The 16,289-nt window shown below is 72.8% G+C and carries 14 protein-coding genes; 8 read left to right on the top strand and 6 right to left on the bottom strand.

Going from position 1 to position 16,289, the window contains the following annotated elements:
* Window positions 1-60 precede the first annotated feature (60 nt).
* The 5 genes from ctaD to GA0070561_RS30435 form a co-directional block, all read right to left on the bottom strand.
* Window positions 61-2,052, bottom strand: coding sequence for an aa3-type cytochrome oxidase subunit I (ctaD, locus tag GA0070561_RS30415; RefSeq protein ID WP_091408329.1), 1,992 nt, complete (start codon window positions 2,050-2,052; stop codon window positions 61-63).
* A 124-nt stretch (window positions 2,053-2,176) separates the two neighbouring features.
* A complete protein-coding gene (locus GA0070561_RS30420) occupies window positions 2,177-2,905 on the bottom strand; it encodes an ATP-binding protein (RefSeq protein WP_091408332.1) in 729 nt (242 codons plus the stop codon).
* Window positions 2,906-3,051: 146 nt separating this feature from the next.
* A complete protein-coding gene (locus GA0070561_RS30425; RefSeq protein WP_091408335.1) occupies window positions 3,052-3,510 on the bottom strand; it encodes a DUF4383 domain-containing protein in 459 nt (152 codons plus the stop codon).
* 84 nt (window positions 3,511-3,594) lie between these two features.
* The gene (locus GA0070561_RS30430) at window positions 3,595-4,752 is read right to left on the bottom strand and encodes a glycosyltransferase (protein WP_091408337.1); all 1,158 of its coding nucleotides are present in this window, start codon (window positions 4,750-4,752) and stop codon (window positions 3,595-3,597) included.
* Window positions 4,753-4,831: 79 nt separating this feature from the next.
* The gene (locus tag GA0070561_RS30435; RefSeq protein WP_244166511.1) at window positions 4,832-5,815 is read right to left on the bottom strand and encodes a glucosyl-3-phosphoglycerate synthase; all 984 of its coding nucleotides are present in this window, start codon (window positions 5,813-5,815) and stop codon (window positions 4,832-4,834) included.
* Window positions 5,816-6,042: 227 nt separating this feature from the next.
* Here GA0070561_RS30435 and GA0070561_RS30440 point away from each other — a divergent pair, with 227 nt between their 5' ends.
* The 8 genes from GA0070561_RS30440 (at window position 6,043) to GA0070561_RS30475 (ending at window position 15,157) form a co-directional block, all read left to right on the top strand.
* On the top strand, window positions 6,043-7,053 hold the full coding sequence (locus GA0070561_RS30440; protein ID WP_091408339.1) for a Gfo/Idh/MocA family protein: 1,011 nt from the start codon (window positions 6,043-6,045) through the stop codon (window positions 7,051-7,053).
* On the top strand, window positions 7,046-8,134 hold the full coding sequence (locus tag GA0070561_RS30445; protein ID WP_091408342.1) for a zinc-dependent alcohol dehydrogenase: 1,089 nt from the start codon (window positions 7,046-7,048) through the stop codon (window positions 8,132-8,134). The genes GA0070561_RS30440 and GA0070561_RS30445 overlap by 8 nt, the downstream gene beginning before the upstream one ends.
* 41 nt (window positions 8,135-8,175) lie before the next feature.
* The gene (locus tag GA0070561_RS30450) at window positions 8,176-9,984 is read left to right on the top strand and encodes an ABC transporter ATP-binding protein (RefSeq protein ID WP_091408345.1); all 1,809 of its coding nucleotides are present in this window, start codon (window positions 8,176-8,178) and stop codon (window positions 9,982-9,984) included.
* A 75-nt stretch (window positions 9,985-10,059) separates the two neighbouring features.
* Window positions 10,060-12,351, top strand: a complete 2,292-nt coding sequence (gene secA2 / locus GA0070561_RS30455; RefSeq protein WP_091408348.1) for an accessory Sec system translocase SecA2 — start codon at window positions 10,060-10,062, stop codon at window positions 12,349-12,351.
* Between the two features lie 181 nt (window positions 12,352-12,532).
* On the top strand, window positions 12,533-13,273 hold the full coding sequence (locus GA0070561_RS30460) for a GAF and ANTAR domain-containing protein (protein ID WP_091408352.1): 741 nt from the start codon (window positions 12,533-12,535) through the stop codon (window positions 13,271-13,273).
* Between the two features lie 206 nt (window positions 13,274-13,479).
* Complete coding sequence (locus GA0070561_RS30465) at window positions 13,480-13,965, top strand: DUF2231 domain-containing protein (RefSeq protein WP_091408355.1); 486 nt, start codon at window positions 13,480-13,482, stop codon at window positions 13,963-13,965.
* A gap of 162 nt (window positions 13,966-14,127) precedes the next feature.
* Window positions 14,128-14,322 (top strand): helix-hairpin-helix domain-containing protein, encoded by a 195-nt coding sequence (locus GA0070561_RS30470; RefSeq protein WP_091408357.1) that lies wholly within the window; start codon window positions 14,128-14,130, stop codon window positions 14,320-14,322.
* Between the two features lie 76 nt (window positions 14,323-14,398).
* On the top strand, window positions 14,399-15,157 hold the full coding sequence (locus GA0070561_RS30475) for a class I SAM-dependent methyltransferase (RefSeq protein WP_091408360.1): 759 nt from the start codon (window positions 14,399-14,401) through the stop codon (window positions 15,155-15,157).
* 172 nt (window positions 15,158-15,329) lie between these two features.
* Here GA0070561_RS30475 and GA0070561_RS30480 read toward each other — a convergent pair whose 3' ends face one another.
* The gene (locus tag GA0070561_RS30480; protein WP_208603889.1) at window positions 15,330-16,280 is read right to left on the bottom strand and encodes a DUF3500 domain-containing protein; all 951 of its coding nucleotides are present in this window, start codon (window positions 16,278-16,280) and stop codon (window positions 15,330-15,332) included.
* Window positions 16,281-16,289: the final 9 nt, after the last annotated feature.

Genomic DNA, 16,289 nt, shown 5'->3' on the forward strand with positions numbered 1-16,289 from the left:
ACACGGACGAGCGAAGGGCCGACACCCGCTGGGTGTCGGCCCTTCTGCGCGTACCCCTGGTCAGTGCTCTTCGGGGTTGCCGTCGCTGTGCGGGTGGCGCCAGCGCTCGTGCGGCTTCGGCGCGTCCTCGGCGTCCTTCGGCGGGTCGCTCTGCTCGAAGCTCGGCCGGCGGACGCCCTCGGGCTCCGGCACGTCCACCGGCCGGGCGCCGGAGCGCGGCGCCGGCTGGTAGTCGACAGCGTCGCGTGCGCCGTGCGCGCCCTCGGCGGACGGCGACTCCGGGGCGTGGTGCTCCATCCGGAACTCCTCGGCGAGGTGCTGTGGCGGCTTGGTGGTGCGCTGCGGCAGGTCGCGGCCCAGATCGGCGACGAGCGGGCCGTACTTCAGGTCGAACGCCGGACGTTCGGAGCGGATCCGGGGCATCCGGTCGAAGTTGCGCAGGGGCGGCGGGCAGCTGGTGGCCCATTCGAGGGAGTTGCCGAAGCCCCAGGGGTCGTCCACCGTCACCATCGCCCCGTACCGCCAGGACTTCCAGGCGTTGTAGATGAAGAACAGGGTGGACAGGCCGAGGATGAACGCGAAGATGCTGGAAACCGTGTTCAGGGTGGTGAAGCCGTCGGTGGGCAGGTAGTCGGCGTACCGGCGCGGCATGCCCTCGCTGCCCAGCCAGTGGTGCACGAGGAAGGTGCCGTGGAAGCCGATGAACATGGTCCAGAAGTGCGCCTTGCCGAGCCGCTCGTCGAGCAGGCGCCCGGTCATCTTGGGCCACCAGAAGTAGTAGCCGCCGAAGAGGGCGAAGACCACTGTGCCGAACACCACGTAGTGGAAGTGCGCCACCACGAAGTACGTGTCGTGGGTGTGGAAGTCCACCGGCGGGCTGGCCAGGAGGACGCCGGTGAGGCCGCCGAGCAGGAAGGTGACCAGGAAGCCGATGGCGAACAGCATCGGCGTCTCGAAGGTGAGCTGCCCCTTCCACATGGTGCCGATCCAGTTGAAGAACTTCACACCGGTGGGCACCGCGATCAGGTAGCTCAGGATGCTGAAGAACGGCAGCAGCACCTGGCCGGTGGCGAACATGTGGTGCGCCCAGACCGTCATGGACAGCACGGTGATGGCGATGGTGGCCAGCACGATCCCGGTGTAGCCGAAGAGCGGCTTGCGGGAGAAGACCGGGATGATCTCGGTGATGATGCCGAAGAACGGCAACGCGATGATGTAGACCTCGGGGTGGCCGAAGAACCAGAACAGGTGCTGCCACAGCATCGGCCCGCCGGTGGCCGGGTCGTACACGTGTGCGTTGAGCAACCGGTCGGCGGAGAGCGCCAGCAGCGCGGCGGCCAGCAGCGGGAAGACGAGGATCACCAGGACGCTGGTGAACAGCATGTTCCAGGTGAAGATCGGCATCCGGAACATGGTCATGCCGGGCGCGCGCAGGGTGAGGATCGTGGTGATCAGGTTGACCGCGCCGAGGATGGTGCCCAGCCCGGAGACGACCAGGCCGAGCACCCACATGTTCGCGCCCACGCCGGGGCTGTGCTCGACGCTGCTGAGCGGGCTGTACGCGGTCCAGCCGAAGTCCGCCGAACCTCCCGGGGTGATGAACCCGCCGACCACCATGAGGCCGCCGAAGAGGTACAGCCAGTAGGCGAGCGCGTTGAGGCGGGGGAACGACACGTCCGGTGCGCCGATCTGGATCGGCACGATGTAGTTGGCGAACCCGAACGCGGCGGGCGTGGCGAACAGCAGCAGCATCACCGCGCCGTGCGAGGTGAAGAGCTGGTTGTACTGCTCGGACGAGAGGAACTGCATCCCCGGGCGGGCCAGCTCGGCTCGCATCACCATCGCCTGAAGCCCCGCCACCAGGAAGAACCCGAAGGAGGTCAGCAGATACAGCAGTCCGATCTGCTTGTGGTCGGTCGTGGCGAGGAACTTGATCAGGGAGTTTCCGGGGACCGGTGTCCGTACCGCTCCCGGGAAGCCCCCGAAGCGGGCCGGTGCCAGGATCGCCGGGCCCCGATCTCGACCGGGTTCTGTGGTTACCCGCTTGGGCATGGCTGCTCACCCCGTCGTGACGGCAGAAAGGACGGGCGTGCTCTACCCACCCTCACACCATGTAACCAGCCAACGACGGTAATTTCGGGCAGATCGCCAGGACCGGCGCAAGCACCTCGAACGCTCAGGTTGCCGGCAGCATCGCCCAGACGGCCTTGCCCTGACCGGCCGGCACGCTGCCCCACCGCTGGGTCAGCTCCCGGACCAGCATCAGCCCTCGCCCACCCTCAGCGTGCAGGTCCGTCCCGCCCGCACGAGCCTGGGCGCTGCTGCCGTCCACCACGGCCAGGTGCAGGTACGGCCGGCGCAGCGTCACCGTCACCTGCATCGGCGTGCCGGCGTGGCGCACCACGTTGCCCACCAGTTCGCTGAGCACCAACGCGGCCGGGCCGGACGCGTCGGGCAGGTTCCACCGCGCGCACGCGTCGGTGACCAACTCCCGGGCCCGCCGGCAGGCCCCGGCCACCGGCTCCAGCCGGGCCCGCATCCGCAACGTGGACGTCGTGCCGGCCAACCGGGTCGCCTCCGCGCAGTCCGCGGAGACCGACAGCACCCGGCACGTGGTCGACTCGGCCAGCCATCGTGCGGCGACCGGCGACGGGGAGCAGAGCAGCACCGGCACCGCCGGCCACTCCTCGGCCCGGCGGGCGGTAGCGGCGAACACGGACAGCGCCAACCGGTCCTCCACGCTCACCCCGGCCATGTCGACCACCAGCGCCTCCGGCTGGTCGACCAGCGCGTCGCTGAGCGCCCGGTGCACCGAGCGCATCGTGCCGAGGTGCAGCGGACCGGTGAGCCGGACGACCGCCACCGGTGCCGTGGTACGCACCTCGCAGGTGATCCCGCTCGACATCGGCGCCTCAATTCGCTGCTGGGTCGGGATCTGCCAACTACCCGAGGCCGTTCCCGGTCAAACCGGACCGACGGCGGGGCGAGGCAGGTCACGTCCCGCAACCCCAGGTCAGGGACGGTCCGGCCGGTCAGGCCGGGGGTCGTCGGTCAGCGGCGGGGCCGGGCGGTAAGGACGCCCAGTGCGATCATGCCGACGCCGAGCCCCAGGTGCAGCCAGTCGTCGGCGTCGTTGACCGGCAGCACGTTCGCCCCGGTGTCGTGGTCCACCGCCAGCCCGTAGAGCCAGAGCACCAGGTAGACCGCACCACCGCCGATCAGGAACGCCCGAGCGCCGGTGACCGTCCGGGCCAACAGCAACCCCACCACCCCGTACGCCAGGTGCACCAGGTTGTGCAGCACCGACACCTGGAAGACGCCGAACAGGTATGCGCCCGAGTCGTGGCCGGCGAAGCGCAGCGCCTCCATGCCGGTGGTGATCCCCGGCACGAAGCCGAGCGCGCCGACCAGCAGGAACAGCACCCCCCCCGTCGCCGCCGCGCGACGGACCGGCGGTTTGCCGTCGGCCGGGTTGGGTCGGGCCCGGGAGTGCGCCATCGGTCCGACCATTCCCGGCTCCTCGTCGCGCGGCGGGCATGAGCGCTGCCGGCTACCCGCTGGCGCGACCGGCAAACCGGCCGGCCCCGCTGTCGGTCAGGCCGGCAGCAACCTCGGCGCGCTCGCCGACTGCCGGACCCGCTCGTACAGCTCGACGTAGCGCTGCGCCATCACCGCGGGCGTGAAGCGCTGCGCGGCCACCCGCCGGCACTCGTCGGGGTCGAGCAACTCGGCGGCGAGGACGAGGTCGCCCAACTCCTCCTCGTCGGTGGTGAGCAGCCCGGTACGGCCGTGCTCGATCAGCTCCGGCAGGCAACCCCGGGCGGTGGCCACCACCGGCGTACCCAGGGCGAGCGACTCGACGACCGCCGTGCCGCCCGGCTCCTCCCACCGCAGCGGGAACAGCGACGCGCGGGCGCTGGCGAGCAGGTCGTCGCGCTCCTGGCCGGCGACGGTGCCGACCCAGCGGACCAGGTCACCGTCGACGTGCGGCGCCACCTCGTCGAGGAAGAACCGCACGTCCGGGTTCTGCCGGGCCTCGTCGCCGGCCGCGGCCAGGTCGGCCGGCCGGTGGTACGGGCCGACGGGGCCGGCCAGCACCAGCGGAATACCGACCCGGTGCGCGAGCCGGGCACCCACGTCCTGTCCCTTGCCCGGGTTGATTCGGCCCAGGATGAGCAGGTGCTCGCCCTTGTCCGGTCGGGCCCGCCGGTCGGCGTCGACGGCGAGCGGCGTGGACAGGTGCACGTGCCCCACCGAGTGCTCCCGCAGCGCCAGCGGGGCGCGGGCCAGCTGCGACGCGGAGACGCCGTTGACCCGGACCCGGTCGCCACCGTCCAGGCTGCCGTAGAGCGCCGGGTGCTTGGCCAGGTCCCAGTGCAGGGTGTGCAGGGTCGGCGGTCCGGCCGGCCCCATCGCGGCGAGGGTGGCCAGCCCGACCGCCTCGACGTGATCGTGCACCAGGTCGACGTCGTCGCGGGAGTGCAGCTCCCGGACCACCCCGGCCAGGTGCGCCTGGGCGATCCCGCAGACCTGGTTGTACGGTCGCTGCAACGCGGCGAACTGCCCGTCGGGGAAGACCGAGATCTGCTCGTCCACCGGCAGGGTGCTGCTGCCCACCGAGGCGAGCACCACCCGTACGCCGAGCCGCCGCAGCTCCGGCACCAGCGTGGCGATGACGTTCTCGATGCCGCCGTAGCCGGGCGGTGGCACCGACAGCCACGGGCCGGCGTTCATCAGCACGGTGAGGCTCATCGGTCTCGTCCCTTCCGGCCGGTCGCTGTGCCGCAGGTCAGCGACTGCGGGGCTCGCAAGATCGGCTCACTCCTCGCGCTCACGCCGCGGCCACCCGGCGGCGTGGCACCCGGTGGCGCAGTTCGGCCAACGGTGGGCGCTCCTCGATGGCCACGTCGCTGACCACGATCTCGCGGTCCAGGTTCGGCAGGGTGTCCGAACCACCGCGACGGAACTGGGTCAGCAACGACTCCGGCGCGAACCCGGGGGTCGCCCAGCCGCGCCGTTGCAGCCGGGACCAGGCGGTCAACATGATCTGCGCGGACATCCGGCCCAGGGCCGCGGTGTCCTGGTGGCGGTGCTTGCGCTCACCGAGGTCGACCTGCGCCAGCGCGTCCAGGCCGACCAGCTCGAGCAGGTCGATCATCATGGCCGTTTCCACCCCGTACCCGGAGACGAACGGCACCTGGGCCAGCACGTCCCGGCGAGCCGCGTACTCGCCGGCGAGCGGCTGCACGAAGCCGGCCAGCTCGGGCCAGAAGAGGTTGAGCAGCGGTCGGGCCATCAACTCGGTCACCCGACCCCCGCCGTCCTGCTCCACGCTGGCGGTGCCGACCAGGGGCCGGTGGTAGAAGCCCTTCACGAAGTCGACCGACGGGTCGGTCAACAGCGGGCCGAGCAGCCCGCTCACGAAATGCGGCCGGAACTCCCGCAGGTCGGCGTCGATGAACGCCACCACGTCGCCCTCGGCGGCGGCCAGCCCGGCCCAGAGCGCGTCGCCCTTGCCGGTGAGCCGGGGTAACCCCCGGGTCATCGCGTCCTGACTGACCACCTCCGCGCCGGCGGCACGGGCCACCTGGGCGGTCCGGTCCGTCGAGCGGGAGTCCACCACGATCAGCTCGTCGACCAGGGCCACCCGATCCATCAGGTGCTCCCGGATGGTCGACACGATCGCGCCGACGGTCGCCTCCTCGTTGCGGGCCGGCAGCACCACGCTGACCCGGGTCTCACCCTTGGCACGCAACAGCCGACGGGTCGGCCAGTCCGCCGCCGACGTCGTCCGATACGTGGCCCACGCCTCCACCACCGGCGACACACTCGATGTCGTATCCCGCACGGGCACCCCTCCGTTCGTGCGTGGAAAAACCGAGATTGGTTGTTCCCATTCGTCGTCACGCGCTAACCGCATTCTCGGCATCAGCTTGATCACAGTGGTGACGACAATGCGTTCCCGGGGGATGAACGTTTGATTGCGCACAGCTCAGGGGACTGCTCCCAGCGCAGATGAAAAGTCTTCGAAGGGGTGTCGGAATGCGGAACTGCCGGGTGGGTCTGGTCGGAGCCGGCGGCGTGGCACAGCGCCACGCGCGGGTACTGGCCGGGTTCGACGACGTCGAGCTGGTCGGCGTCACGGACGTCGCGTCGGAGGCCGCGTCCGCGCTGGCCGCACAGCACGGTGGGCGGGCCTGCGCCGACGTCGCCGAGCTGCTGGCCACCGAGCTGGACGCCGTGTACGTCTGCGTGCCACCGTTCGCGCACGGTCCCGCTGAGGAGGCGGTGATCGAGGCCGGGGTGCCGATGTTCGTGGAGAAGCCCGTCGCGGTCGACCTGAGCACCGCCGAGCGGATCGCCGACCTGGTCGCGCGGCGTGGGCTGCGCACCGCCGTCGGCCACCACTGGCGCTACCTGAGCGTGCTGGACCAGGCCCGCGACCTGCTCGCCGACCGACCGGTGCGGATGGTCAGCGGGGCCTGGCTGGACAAGGTGCCCCCGGTGGCGTGGTGGTCGCGACGGGACCGCTCCGGCGGGCCGGTGGTCGAGCAGGCCGCCCACGTGCTCGACCTGATCCGCGTGCTGGCCGGCGAGGTAACCGAGGTCACCGCGTACGGCAACGGCACCCCACCCCCGGTCGACGGCGCCGACATCGACTCGGTGACCACCGCCGCGCTGCGCTTCGCCGACGGCGCGGTCGGCACGCTCAGCGCCGCCTGCGTCCTCGGCTGGAAGCACCGCGCCGGCCTGGAGATCCTCGCCGACGGGCTGGCCCTGGCGATCACCGAGGACGGGCTGTCGATCCGCGACGCCGACGGCGAACGACACGTCCCCGCCGACCCGGAAGCCGCCCGGGTGGCGGTGGACCGCGCCTTCGTCGACGCCGTCCGCGGCGTCGGCGACGACGTGCGCGTCCCGTACGCCGAGGCCCTCGCCACCCAGCGCCTGGCCCTCGCGGTGGCCGACTCGGCCCGTACCGGCACCACCGTGCGGCTCGCCACCGCGACGGCGCCGACGGTGCTCGCCGCCGGGGTGACCGTCGATGCGTGACAAGGTCGTGGTGGTCACCGGCCCCGGCCGGGTCGACCTCGTCGAGCAGGACGCCGCCCCGCTGCGCCCGGGCACGTTCCGGGTCGAGACGCTGTTCAGCGGTGTCTCCGCCGGCACCGAGCTGAGCTACGTCAAGGGCACGAACCCCTACCTGAACGTCACCTGGAACCCCGACCTGGGCCTGTTCCAGCCGGGCGCGGCCAGCACGCCCTACCCGGTGACCCGACTCGGCTACATGCAGGTCGGCCGGGTGGTGGAGAGCGAAACCCCGGCCATCGCGGTGGGCACGGTCGGCGCGATGACGTACGGGCACCGCACCGGCTGGCTGGCCGACCCGGTCGCCGAACGGTTCGTGGCGCTGCCCGACGACCTGGACCCGCTGCTCGGCGTCTACGTCGCGCACATGGGCCCGATCTGCGCCAACGGCCTGCTGCACGCCGCCGCCGACCTGCACGGCACCGACGTCCGCGCGCTCGGCGACGGGGTACGCGGTCGACGGGTAGCAGTCGTCGGCGCCGGTGTCGTGGCGCTGCTGACCGCGTTGTTCGCCCGGCACAACGGCGCCGCGTCGGTGGTGGTGCTCGACCCCACCCCGCAACGCCGCCAGGTCGCCGAGGCCCTCGGTCTGGAAACCCTCGACCCCGACGCGGACGACCCGGCGGTGGTGCTCAAGACCCGTTGGGCGCACACCGCCGGCGACCGGGGCGCCGACGTGGTGTTCCAGTGCCGGGGGCAGGCGTGGGCGCTGCATCTCGCCCTGCGGCTGCTGCGGCCCCAGGGCACCGTCATCGACCTCGCCTTCTACCAGGGCGGCGCGGACGCGGTCCGCCTCGGTGAGGAGTTCCACCACAACGGGCTGTCGCTGCGCTGCGCCCAGATCGGCCGGGTGCCGCGCGGGCTCGCACCCACCTGGGACCGCGAACGGCTCTCCGCCGAGACCGTCGACCTGCTCAGGGCGTACGGCGACGCGATCCGCAAGCACCTCGTCTCGGCGGTGGTGCCGTTCGACGAGGCGCCCGCCCTCCTCACCGACCTGGCCGACCGTCGCCGCCAGGAGCTTCAGGTGGTGCTCGCGACCTGACCCACCGTCGCCGCGTGCCAGGGGCGGCTACCGTTCGCGACATGAGCACCGTGCAGGACCGGCCGGTTCCCGGCGACACCTCGACCGACCGGCCCGTCGGCGGCAGCCCCGGGGGCCGGTCGGTCGGCCTGGCCGCGTTGCTGCCGTACCTGCGGGAGCACCGCGGCACCCTGGTCGTGGTCGGCGCGCTGTCGCTGATCGGCTCGGCGGCGTCGCTGGCGCAGCCGCTGCTCACCCGGTCGGTGCTTGAGCGGATCGGCGCCGAGCAGGGCGTCTCCCGGCTGGTGGCGGTGCTGGTGGCCCTCGTGGTGCTCGGCGCGGCGATCGGCGGGCTGCGCGACTACCTGCTGCAACGCACCGCCGAAGGAGTGGTGCTGGGCACCCGGCGTCGGCTGGCCGGCCACCTGCTGCGGCTGCCCATCGCCGAGTACGACCGCCGACGCACCGGTGACCTGCTCTCCCGGGTCGGCTCGGACACCACGCTGCTGCGCGCGGTCGTCACCTCCGGGCTGTTCGAGACGGTCACCGGGGCGGTGACGGTGGTCGGCGCCGGCACGGCCATGGTGCTGCTCGACCCGCTGCTGTTCGGCGTCACCCTGCTCGGGGTGGCGCTGGGGCTGGTTTTCGCCGCCACCTTCGCCCGTCGGGTCCGGGCGCTGGCCCGAGTAGCCCAGGAGCGGATCGGCGAGATGACCTCGGCGGTGGAGCGGTCCATCTCGGCGGCCCGGACCATCCGGGCCAGCCGCGCCGAGACCCGGGAGACGGAGACCGTGACCGGCAGCGCGCGGGAGGCGTACGCGGCAGGGCTGCGGGTGGCCCGGGTGCAGGCGCTGGTCGGCCCGATCGGCTCGGTCACCGTGCAGGGCGCGTTCCTGCTGGTGCTCGGCATCGGTGGGGCGCGGGTCGCCGCCGGGGCGATCTCCGTCGGCGACCTGGTCGCGTTCGTCATGTACCTGTTCCTGCTGGCGCTGCCGTTGGGTCAGGTGCTGCGGGCGTACACCCAGTTGCAGTCCGGCCTGGGCGCCCTCCAGCGGATCGAGGAGATCCTGGCGGTGCCCGCGGAGGGCGCCGACGACCGTCCGGCGCCCGCCGCCGCGACGGCGACCCCGCGTCGCCCGACGCCGATGATCGAGTTCGACCGGGTCGGCTTCGGCTACCCGGGCGGCGAGCCGGTGCTGCACGACGTCAGCTTCGCGGTCCCCGCCGGCACCCGGACCGCCCTGGTCGGTCCCTCCGGCGCCGGCAAGTCCACACTGCTGGCCCTGGTCGAACGCTTCTACGAGGTGAGCGCCGGCGCGGTCCGGCTCGACGGCACCGACGTACGGGACCTGCCCCGCGACGCGCTGCGGGCCCGGCTCGGCTACGTCGAGCAGGAGGCTCCCGTGCTGGCCGGCACGCTGCGGGAGAATCTGCTGATCACCACCCCGGACGCCACCGACGACCGGTTGCGCGACGTCCTCGAGGAGGTCAACCTGGGCCACCTGGCGCAGCGCACCCCGCTGGGCCTCGACGTGCAGGTGGGGGAGGGCGGCGTGCTGCTCTCCGGAGGTGAGCGGCAGCGGCTGGCCATCGCCCGCGCGCTGCTCGCCGGCCCGCCGGTGCTGCTGCTCGACGAGCCCACCAGCAACCTCGACTCCCGCAACGAGGTCGCGCTGCGCCGCGCCATCGACGCCGTGGCCGTCCGCCGAACCCTGTTGATCGTGGCGCACCGGCTGGCCACCGTGGTCGACGCCGACCAGATCGTCGTCCTCGACGGCGGCCGGGTGGTGGCCGTGGGCACCCACGCCGAACTGACCGCCACCGACCCGCTGTACCGGGAACTCGCCAGCCACCAGCTGCTGGTCGGCTGACCGCGCCCCAGGAAGGCCAACTTGCCGGGCGGCCGGGCCGCGCGCGCCGCCCGGAATCGCGTACCGTTGCCGCTCATGGGTGTGTCGCAACGGTTCAAGAGCAAGTTCCGGCGGTTCCTCCAGCGCCCCGGCTCGACCGTGGATCTTGCTCCGCTGGAGAAACTGCTCCCGGCGATCGAGGCGCGCGAGGCTGAGCTCACCGCGCTCGACGACGCCGAGCTGACCGCGGCCGCGGGTGCCGCCGCCGGTTACGAGGAGATCTGCGCCGTCGGCCGTGAGGCCGCCCGCCGTGGCCTCGACCAGCGGCCGTACGACGTGCAGCTGCTCGGCGCGATGTCGCTGCTCTCCGGCAAGGTCGCCGAGATGGCCACCGGTGAGGGCAAGACACTGACCGCCACGATCGCCGCGTACGGGCACGTCCGGCTCGGCAACGGCCCGGTGCACGTGCTCACCATCAACGACTACCTGGCCCGCCGCGACGCCCAGTGGATGGAGCCGGTCTACACCCTGCTCGGCCTCACCGTCGGCTGGGTCAACGAGGCGTCCACCCCGCAGGAGCGGCGCGACGCGTACGCCTGCGACGTCACCTACGTCTCGGTCAGCGAGGCGGGCTTCGACTACCTGCGCGACCAGCTGGTCACCGACGTGGAAGACCGGGTGCAGCCCGCGCTGACCACCGCCATCGTCGACGAGGCCGACTCGATCATGATCGACGAGGCCCGGGTGCCGATGGTCCTGGCCGGCGCGGTGCCGGGCGAGCAGGACCCGGTGCACGCCGCCGCCGCGCTCGTTCGTGGCCTGCGCAAGGGCAAGCACTACACGGTCGCCGAGGACGGGCGCAGCGTGGCGTTCACCTCCGCCGGCCTGGCCGCCATGGAGGCCAAGCTCGGCATCGACCTGTACGACGAGGAGCACGTCGCGCAGCTCTCCGCGGTCAACGTGGCGCTGCACGCGCACGCCCTGCTGCACCGTGACGTGGATTACATCGTCCGGGACGGCTCCGTCGAGCTGGTCGACGAGATGCGCGGCCGGGTGGCCCAGCGCCGCCGCTGGCCGGACGGTCTCCAGGCCGCGGTCGAGGCCAAGGAAGGGCTGGACGCCACCGCCGAGGGCGAGGTGCTCGGCACCATCGCCATGCAGGCGTACATCGCGCTCTACCCGAAGGTCTGCGGGATGACCGCCACCGCGGTGCTGGTCGGCGACCAACTGCGGGAGTTCTTCGACCTCGAGGTCGCCGTGATCCCGCCGAACACCCCGTGCATCCGCGAGGACGAGCCGGACCGCATCTACGCCACCCGGGCGGAGAAGGACGAGGCGCTGATCGACGAGATCCAGCGCTGGCACGCCAAGGGGCGGCCGGTGCTGGTCGGCACCCTGGACGTCAAGGAGTCCGAGGGGCTGGCCGCCGGGCTGAACGCCGCCGGGGTGCCCTGCGTCGTGCTGAACGCCAAGAACGACGACGAAGAGGCCGCGATCATCGCCGAGGCCGGCGCGTACGGCGCGGTGACCGTCTCCACCCAGATGGCCGGCCGTGGCGTCGACATCCGCCTCGGCGGCAGCGACCAGACCGACCAGGAGCGGGTCGCCGAGCTGGGCGGGCTCTACGTGATCGGCAGCGGCCGGCACGACAGCCGCCGGGTGGACGACCAGCTGCGCGGTCGGGCCGGCCGGCAGGGCGACCCGGGTGGCTCGGTCTTCTTCGTCAGCCTGGAGGACGACCTCGTCGTCCGGCACGCCGCCGACTCGGTGCCGGCCTCGCCGCGGATGAACGCCGACGGTCTGGTGACCGACGAGCAGGTCGACTACGCCGTGGAGCACGCCCAGCGGGTCGCCGAGGGCGTCAACCACGAGATCCACCGCAACACCTGGCGCTACAGCGTGGTGATCGAGCAGCAGCGCAAGGCCCTCGCCGCGCGCCGGGAGCGGCTGCTGACCAGCGACGTGGCCGCGGTGATGCTGCTGGAGAAGGAGCCCGAGAAGGCCGGCGAGATGGACGAGGACCTGCTCGCCCGTGCCGCCCGGTCGATCGCGCTCTACCACCTGGACCGGCTCTGGGCCGAGCACCTGGCCGAGCTGTCGGAGGTCCGCGAGGGCGTGCACCTGCGCGCGCTGGGCCGGCTCGACCCGCTGGACGAATTCCACCGGGCCGCGGTGCCGGCGTTCAACGACCTGATCCCGGAGATCGAGGCCCGCACCATCGCCACCTTCACCGAGACCGAATTCGATGAGGACTGGCAGCCCGACGACGGCACCCTGGTCCGGCCCACCGCCACCTGGACGTACCTGGTGCACGACAACCCGTTCGGGTCCGAGCTCGACCGTCTGATCGCGTCGATCGGGCGGCGGCTCAGCGGCGCCTCGCGCTGACGTACCGACCGTCGGGGCTCCGATCGCGCCTCCGCGCGCGACCGGAGCCCCGATTTACGCCGTTTCGACCCAGGTTTCCCAGGGTAGTAGGGCTGGTCGGTCGAGTCGGGAGAGAGCAGACGATGACACAGGTGACGATGCGTGCCGGGCAGGCACCAGACGGCACGGAGGCTGCGAACCGGTGAACCTCGACACGCGGGAACCGGTGGTGCACACCCTCGGCGTCCTGGAAGCAGCCGCACTGTTACGGGAGCTGACCGCCGGGCTGATCGCCCTGACCGACTTTGATGAGGCGCTGCTGGCCCTGGTCCGGGTCACCCGGGACGCCGTCGCCGGGGTGCGCTGGTGCGGGTTCACCGCCCTGCGGGCCGGCGAGCCGGCCGGGGTGGCCGCCTCCGACGAGGGGCTGGCCGGGCTGGACGACCTGCGACACGGGCCGGACACGCCGGCGATGAGCGCGATCCACCGCCGCGAGATGATCCTCGCCGCCGACCTGACCGGTGAGCTCCGCTGGCCGGCCTGGACGGCGCACGCCCGCGACCTCGGCGTACGCGGGGTGATCTCCGCACCGGTCGACATCGACGACCAGGTCATCGGGGCGATCAACCTGTACGCCGCCGCGCCGGACCTGTTGACCCCGCAACACCAGCTGACCGCCATGCTGCTCGCCGAACACGCCGGTCTGCTGCTCGCCGCCGTCCGCGACCGTAACCGACAGCTCACCCTCGCCGGTGAACGGGACGCCTCACTCCTGCACGACGGGGTGGTGGGCCAGGCCGTCGGTGTGATCATGACGCAGCGCGGATGCCCGCCGGCCGAGGCCCTCGACGTGCTGCGGACCGCCGCCTCGTCGCTGGACATCCCGCTGCGCGAGGTGGCCGAGCGCCTGGTCCGGACGGTCTCCCGCCAACGCGACAACTGACCCCGGCCGCCAGAGCCGCGCGGGTCGCGTCGGCCGCTCGGGCCGCGTCCGCTGGGGCGCCCGTCGGTCTGGCCGTCCGGCCTCGGCGGGCGCGGCCACGGTGCCCGTTCTCCCTGCCGGCGGCGAGTCGGGCGGCATCGTTTCGCCTCGACCGGCCCCGGGTAGCACTCTGGTCAGGTGAGCTGCGCCGACCTGGGGGAGGACCGATGCAGAGCAGGCTGCGGGTGCAGGGGCACCCGATCCAACCGATGCTGGTGACGTTCCCGCTCGGGCTCTTCGTCAGCGCCACCGTCTTCGACCTCACCGACGTGATCGGGGGGCCCGCGTTCCTCGGCGAGGTCGGCTACTGGACCGGCGTCGCCGCCCTCGTCGCCGCCGCGCTGACCGCCGTGGCCGGCATGGTCGACCTGTGGGACGTGCCGGGCGACCGTACCCGCCGCACCGCGGTCGCCTTCAACCTGGTGAACGCGGTGATGGCTGCCATGTTCCTGCTCACCTGCCTGGTCCGGTCACACTCCCCGCAGCGCGGCGCGTCGGTCGCGATCCTGGTCACCGAACTGGTCGCGCTGGCCGCCGGCGGGGTCGGCGTGCACCTGGGCGCCCGGCTGATGCGTCAGTTCGACAGCGGCCGCGCTGAGGCCGGCGGCCTGGACGCGCTCGCCGGCTCCACCGGCGAGATCGCCCGCCCCTGACCTCGACCTGCCGGCGGTCTCGTCTCTGACCCCACCCGCCGAGCGGTCCCGCTGACCCGACCCGCCGGACGCGCCCGACCTGCCGGATGCGGCGTCCGGCCGGCAAGTGGGCCTGATGTGCGGGGCCGGCATCAATGCGACTGGTCGGTCTACCATCCCCGGATGGCCTCCTCTCTGGACACGCTTCCGAAGATCGGCGCGCCCGCCACCAGGGCCCTGCACGGCGCCGGCTACACCGCGCTGCGCCAGCTCGCGGGCGTTCCCCGGGCGGACCTGGCCAAGCTGCACGGCATGGGCCAGAAGGCGCTCGGGATCCTTCAGGCCGCCCTCGAAGAGCACGGGCTCGGCCTCGGCTGAGATCCACCGCGGACACCCCGGCCGGGCGGCGGCAAATGGGTTGCCGGCCGGGTGACCGGCCGCGAAGCTGACCGCCATGACCGCTGAGCGTGACGCCGAGGACTTGATCGCGGAGGCCGCCGCCGCGCCCGTCGATGGTTGGGGCTTCGGCTGGCTGGCCGGCCGGGCCACCGAGGAGCGTCCACCCTGGGGGTACGCCCGGCTGGTCGCCGACCGGATGGCGCGGGCCGACGCGGCGCTGGACGTGGACACCGGCGGCGGGGAGGTGCTCGCCGAGGTGCCGCGTCCACCGAAGCTGCTGACGGCGACCGAGGCGTGGCCGCCGAACGTGGAGGTGGCCCGCCGGACCCTGCGTCGGGTCGGCGCGTCGGTGGTCGCGGTCGCGCCGGATGGGCCGCTGCCGTTTCGCGACGCCTCGTTCGACCTGGTGGTCAGTCGGCATCCGGTGCGTACCGACTGGGTTCAGACGGCGCGGGTGCTGCGGCCGGGCGGGACGTTCCTGTCGCAGCAGATCGGGGCCGGCACCATGCGGGAGCTGAGTGAGGCGATCCTCGGGCCGTTACCGCCGCCGACCCAGCGGCACCCCGAGCACGCGGTCGCCGCCGCCGAAGCGGCCGGCCTGCGGGTGGTCGACCTGCGTCGGGCCACGCTGCGGGCGACCTTCGCCGACATCGGCGCGGTGGTCTGGTTCCTGCGCAAGGTGATCTGGACGGTGCCCGGGTTCACGGTCGACCGCTACCGCGCACCGCTGCGCGACCTCCACCACCGCATCGCCAACGAGGGCCCTTTCGTCGCCCACGCCCAACGCTTCCTCATCGAGGCCACCCGCCCCTGACACCCACCCCGCCCCTGACAGCCACCCCGCCCCTGACAGCCACCCCCACCCGTCGATCTTGCACTTTCGGTACCCGCGAAAGCCGCCTACCCGGACAACTCGACCGCCGAAACTGCAAGATCGACGGGGTGGGGGTGGGGGTGGGGGTGGGGGCGGGGGCGCGGGCGCGAGATTAGTGGTGGTGGGTTTGGTGGTGGGTTGCTAGGACGTCGGCGCCGAAGTCGCTGGCGGGTCGGCGCAGCACGGTGTGTGCGTGGTTGCCGTCCGCGGTGGTGTTGTCGTACTCGATCAGCAGGTCGTCGCCCTGCACCCGGTAGTAGTGCCGCCGCCCGGGGTGGGTCGGGCCGGCCCAGGCGAAGTGCAGCGGGCCGGCGTCCAGTCGGGTCGACTCCCGGATGGCGAGCTCGGGCGGCAACCGGTCGAGGTAGAGGGCGACCACCTGGTGGAGCAACGTGCGGCCGGTCGGTCCCAGCCGCTCCGCCGGTACGCCGAGGGGCTCCAGCGGCGCGTCGACCCGCCCGCGGGTGGCGCTGATGATGTCCGTCGGCGCCTCGTCGGCGATGATCGCGGCCGCCCGCTCGGCGGGGCCCAGCGCGTCGAGCAGGGCGCGGGCCAGGTCCTCCTCGACACCGAGTGGGCGGGAGACCGGACGGCCGGCGTAGCGGACCGCGGCCGGGTTGGCGCCGAAGAAGATCGGCGCGGGGGAGACCTGACCGTCCACCACTGTCATGTTCACCGACAGGTGGTGCCCTTCGAGCCGCCACGCCCAACGGTCGTCGCGCGCCGGGTCGCCGAACACGGCCACCCAGTAGTCGGCGCTGTGCCGCCCGCGCTGCCAGCCCTCGGCCCGGTCCAGCACCTCCTCCAGCGAGATGATCGCCATCGCCTGTGCGTACGCCGAGGGGCTGAGCGCGGTGGCCAGCAACCGGTGGGCGGCCTTGCGGGCGGTGACGTCGAGCTCGGCGAGGCAGACGCCCGGTCGGGGTCGGGGCCGGTACTCCAGCCAGCGTCGGGCCGCCTCGTCGTCGAACGAGTGCACGGCGCTCTCGCGGGCGGCGGGGTCGAGCGCGGTCAGCAGCGCGGTGGCTGCGGCCCGCATCTGCTCCGGCAGAGGATCTTCCACCGACCCTGT

Origin of the sequence: Micromonospora saelicesensis (genome assembly GCF_900091575.1) — a bacterium.
GTDB classification, from domain to species: Bacteria; Actinomycetota; Actinomycetes; order Mycobacteriales; family Micromonosporaceae; genus Micromonospora; species Micromonospora saelicesensis.

Coding starts and splice junctions, on each gene's coding strand:
- GA0070561_RS30465 (WP_091408355.1), top strand. CDS start 13,480: ATGCAGAGCAGGCTGCGGGTGCAGGGGCACCCGATCCAACCGATGCTG.
- GA0070561_RS30450 (WP_091408345.1), top strand. CDS start 8,176: ATGAGCACCGTGCAGGACCGGCCGGTTCCCGGCGACACCTCGACCGAC.
- GA0070561_RS30475 (WP_091408360.1), top strand. CDS start 14,399: ATGACCGCTGAGCGTGACGCCGAGGACTTGATCGCGGAGGCCGCCGCC.
- secA2 (WP_091408348.1), top strand. CDS start 10,060: ATGGGTGTGTCGCAACGGTTCAAGAGCAAGTTCCGGCGGTTCCTCCAG.
- GA0070561_RS30420 (WP_091408332.1), bottom strand. CDS start 2,905: ATGTCGAGCGGGATCACCTGCGAGGTGCGTACCACGGCACCGGTGGCG.
- ctaD (WP_091408329.1), bottom strand. CDS start 2,052: ATGCCCAAGCGGGTAACCACAGAACCCGGTCGAGATCGGGGCCCGGCG.
- GA0070561_RS30470 (WP_091408357.1), top strand. CDS start 14,128: ATGGCCTCCTCTCTGGACACGCTTCCGAAGATCGGCGCGCCCGCCACC.
- GA0070561_RS30440 (WP_091408339.1), top strand. CDS start 6,043: ATGCGGAACTGCCGGGTGGGTCTGGTCGGAGCCGGCGGCGTGGCACAG.
- GA0070561_RS30445 (WP_091408342.1), top strand. CDS start 7,046: ATGCGTGACAAGGTCGTGGTGGTCACCGGCCCCGGCCGGGTCGACCTC.
- GA0070561_RS30430 (WP_091408337.1), bottom strand. CDS start 4,752: ATGAGCCTCACCGTGCTGATGAACGCCGGCCCGTGGCTGTCGGTGCCA.
- GA0070561_RS30425 (WP_091408335.1), bottom strand. CDS start 3,510: ATGGTCGGACCGATGGCGCACTCCCGGGCCCGACCCAACCCGGCCGAC.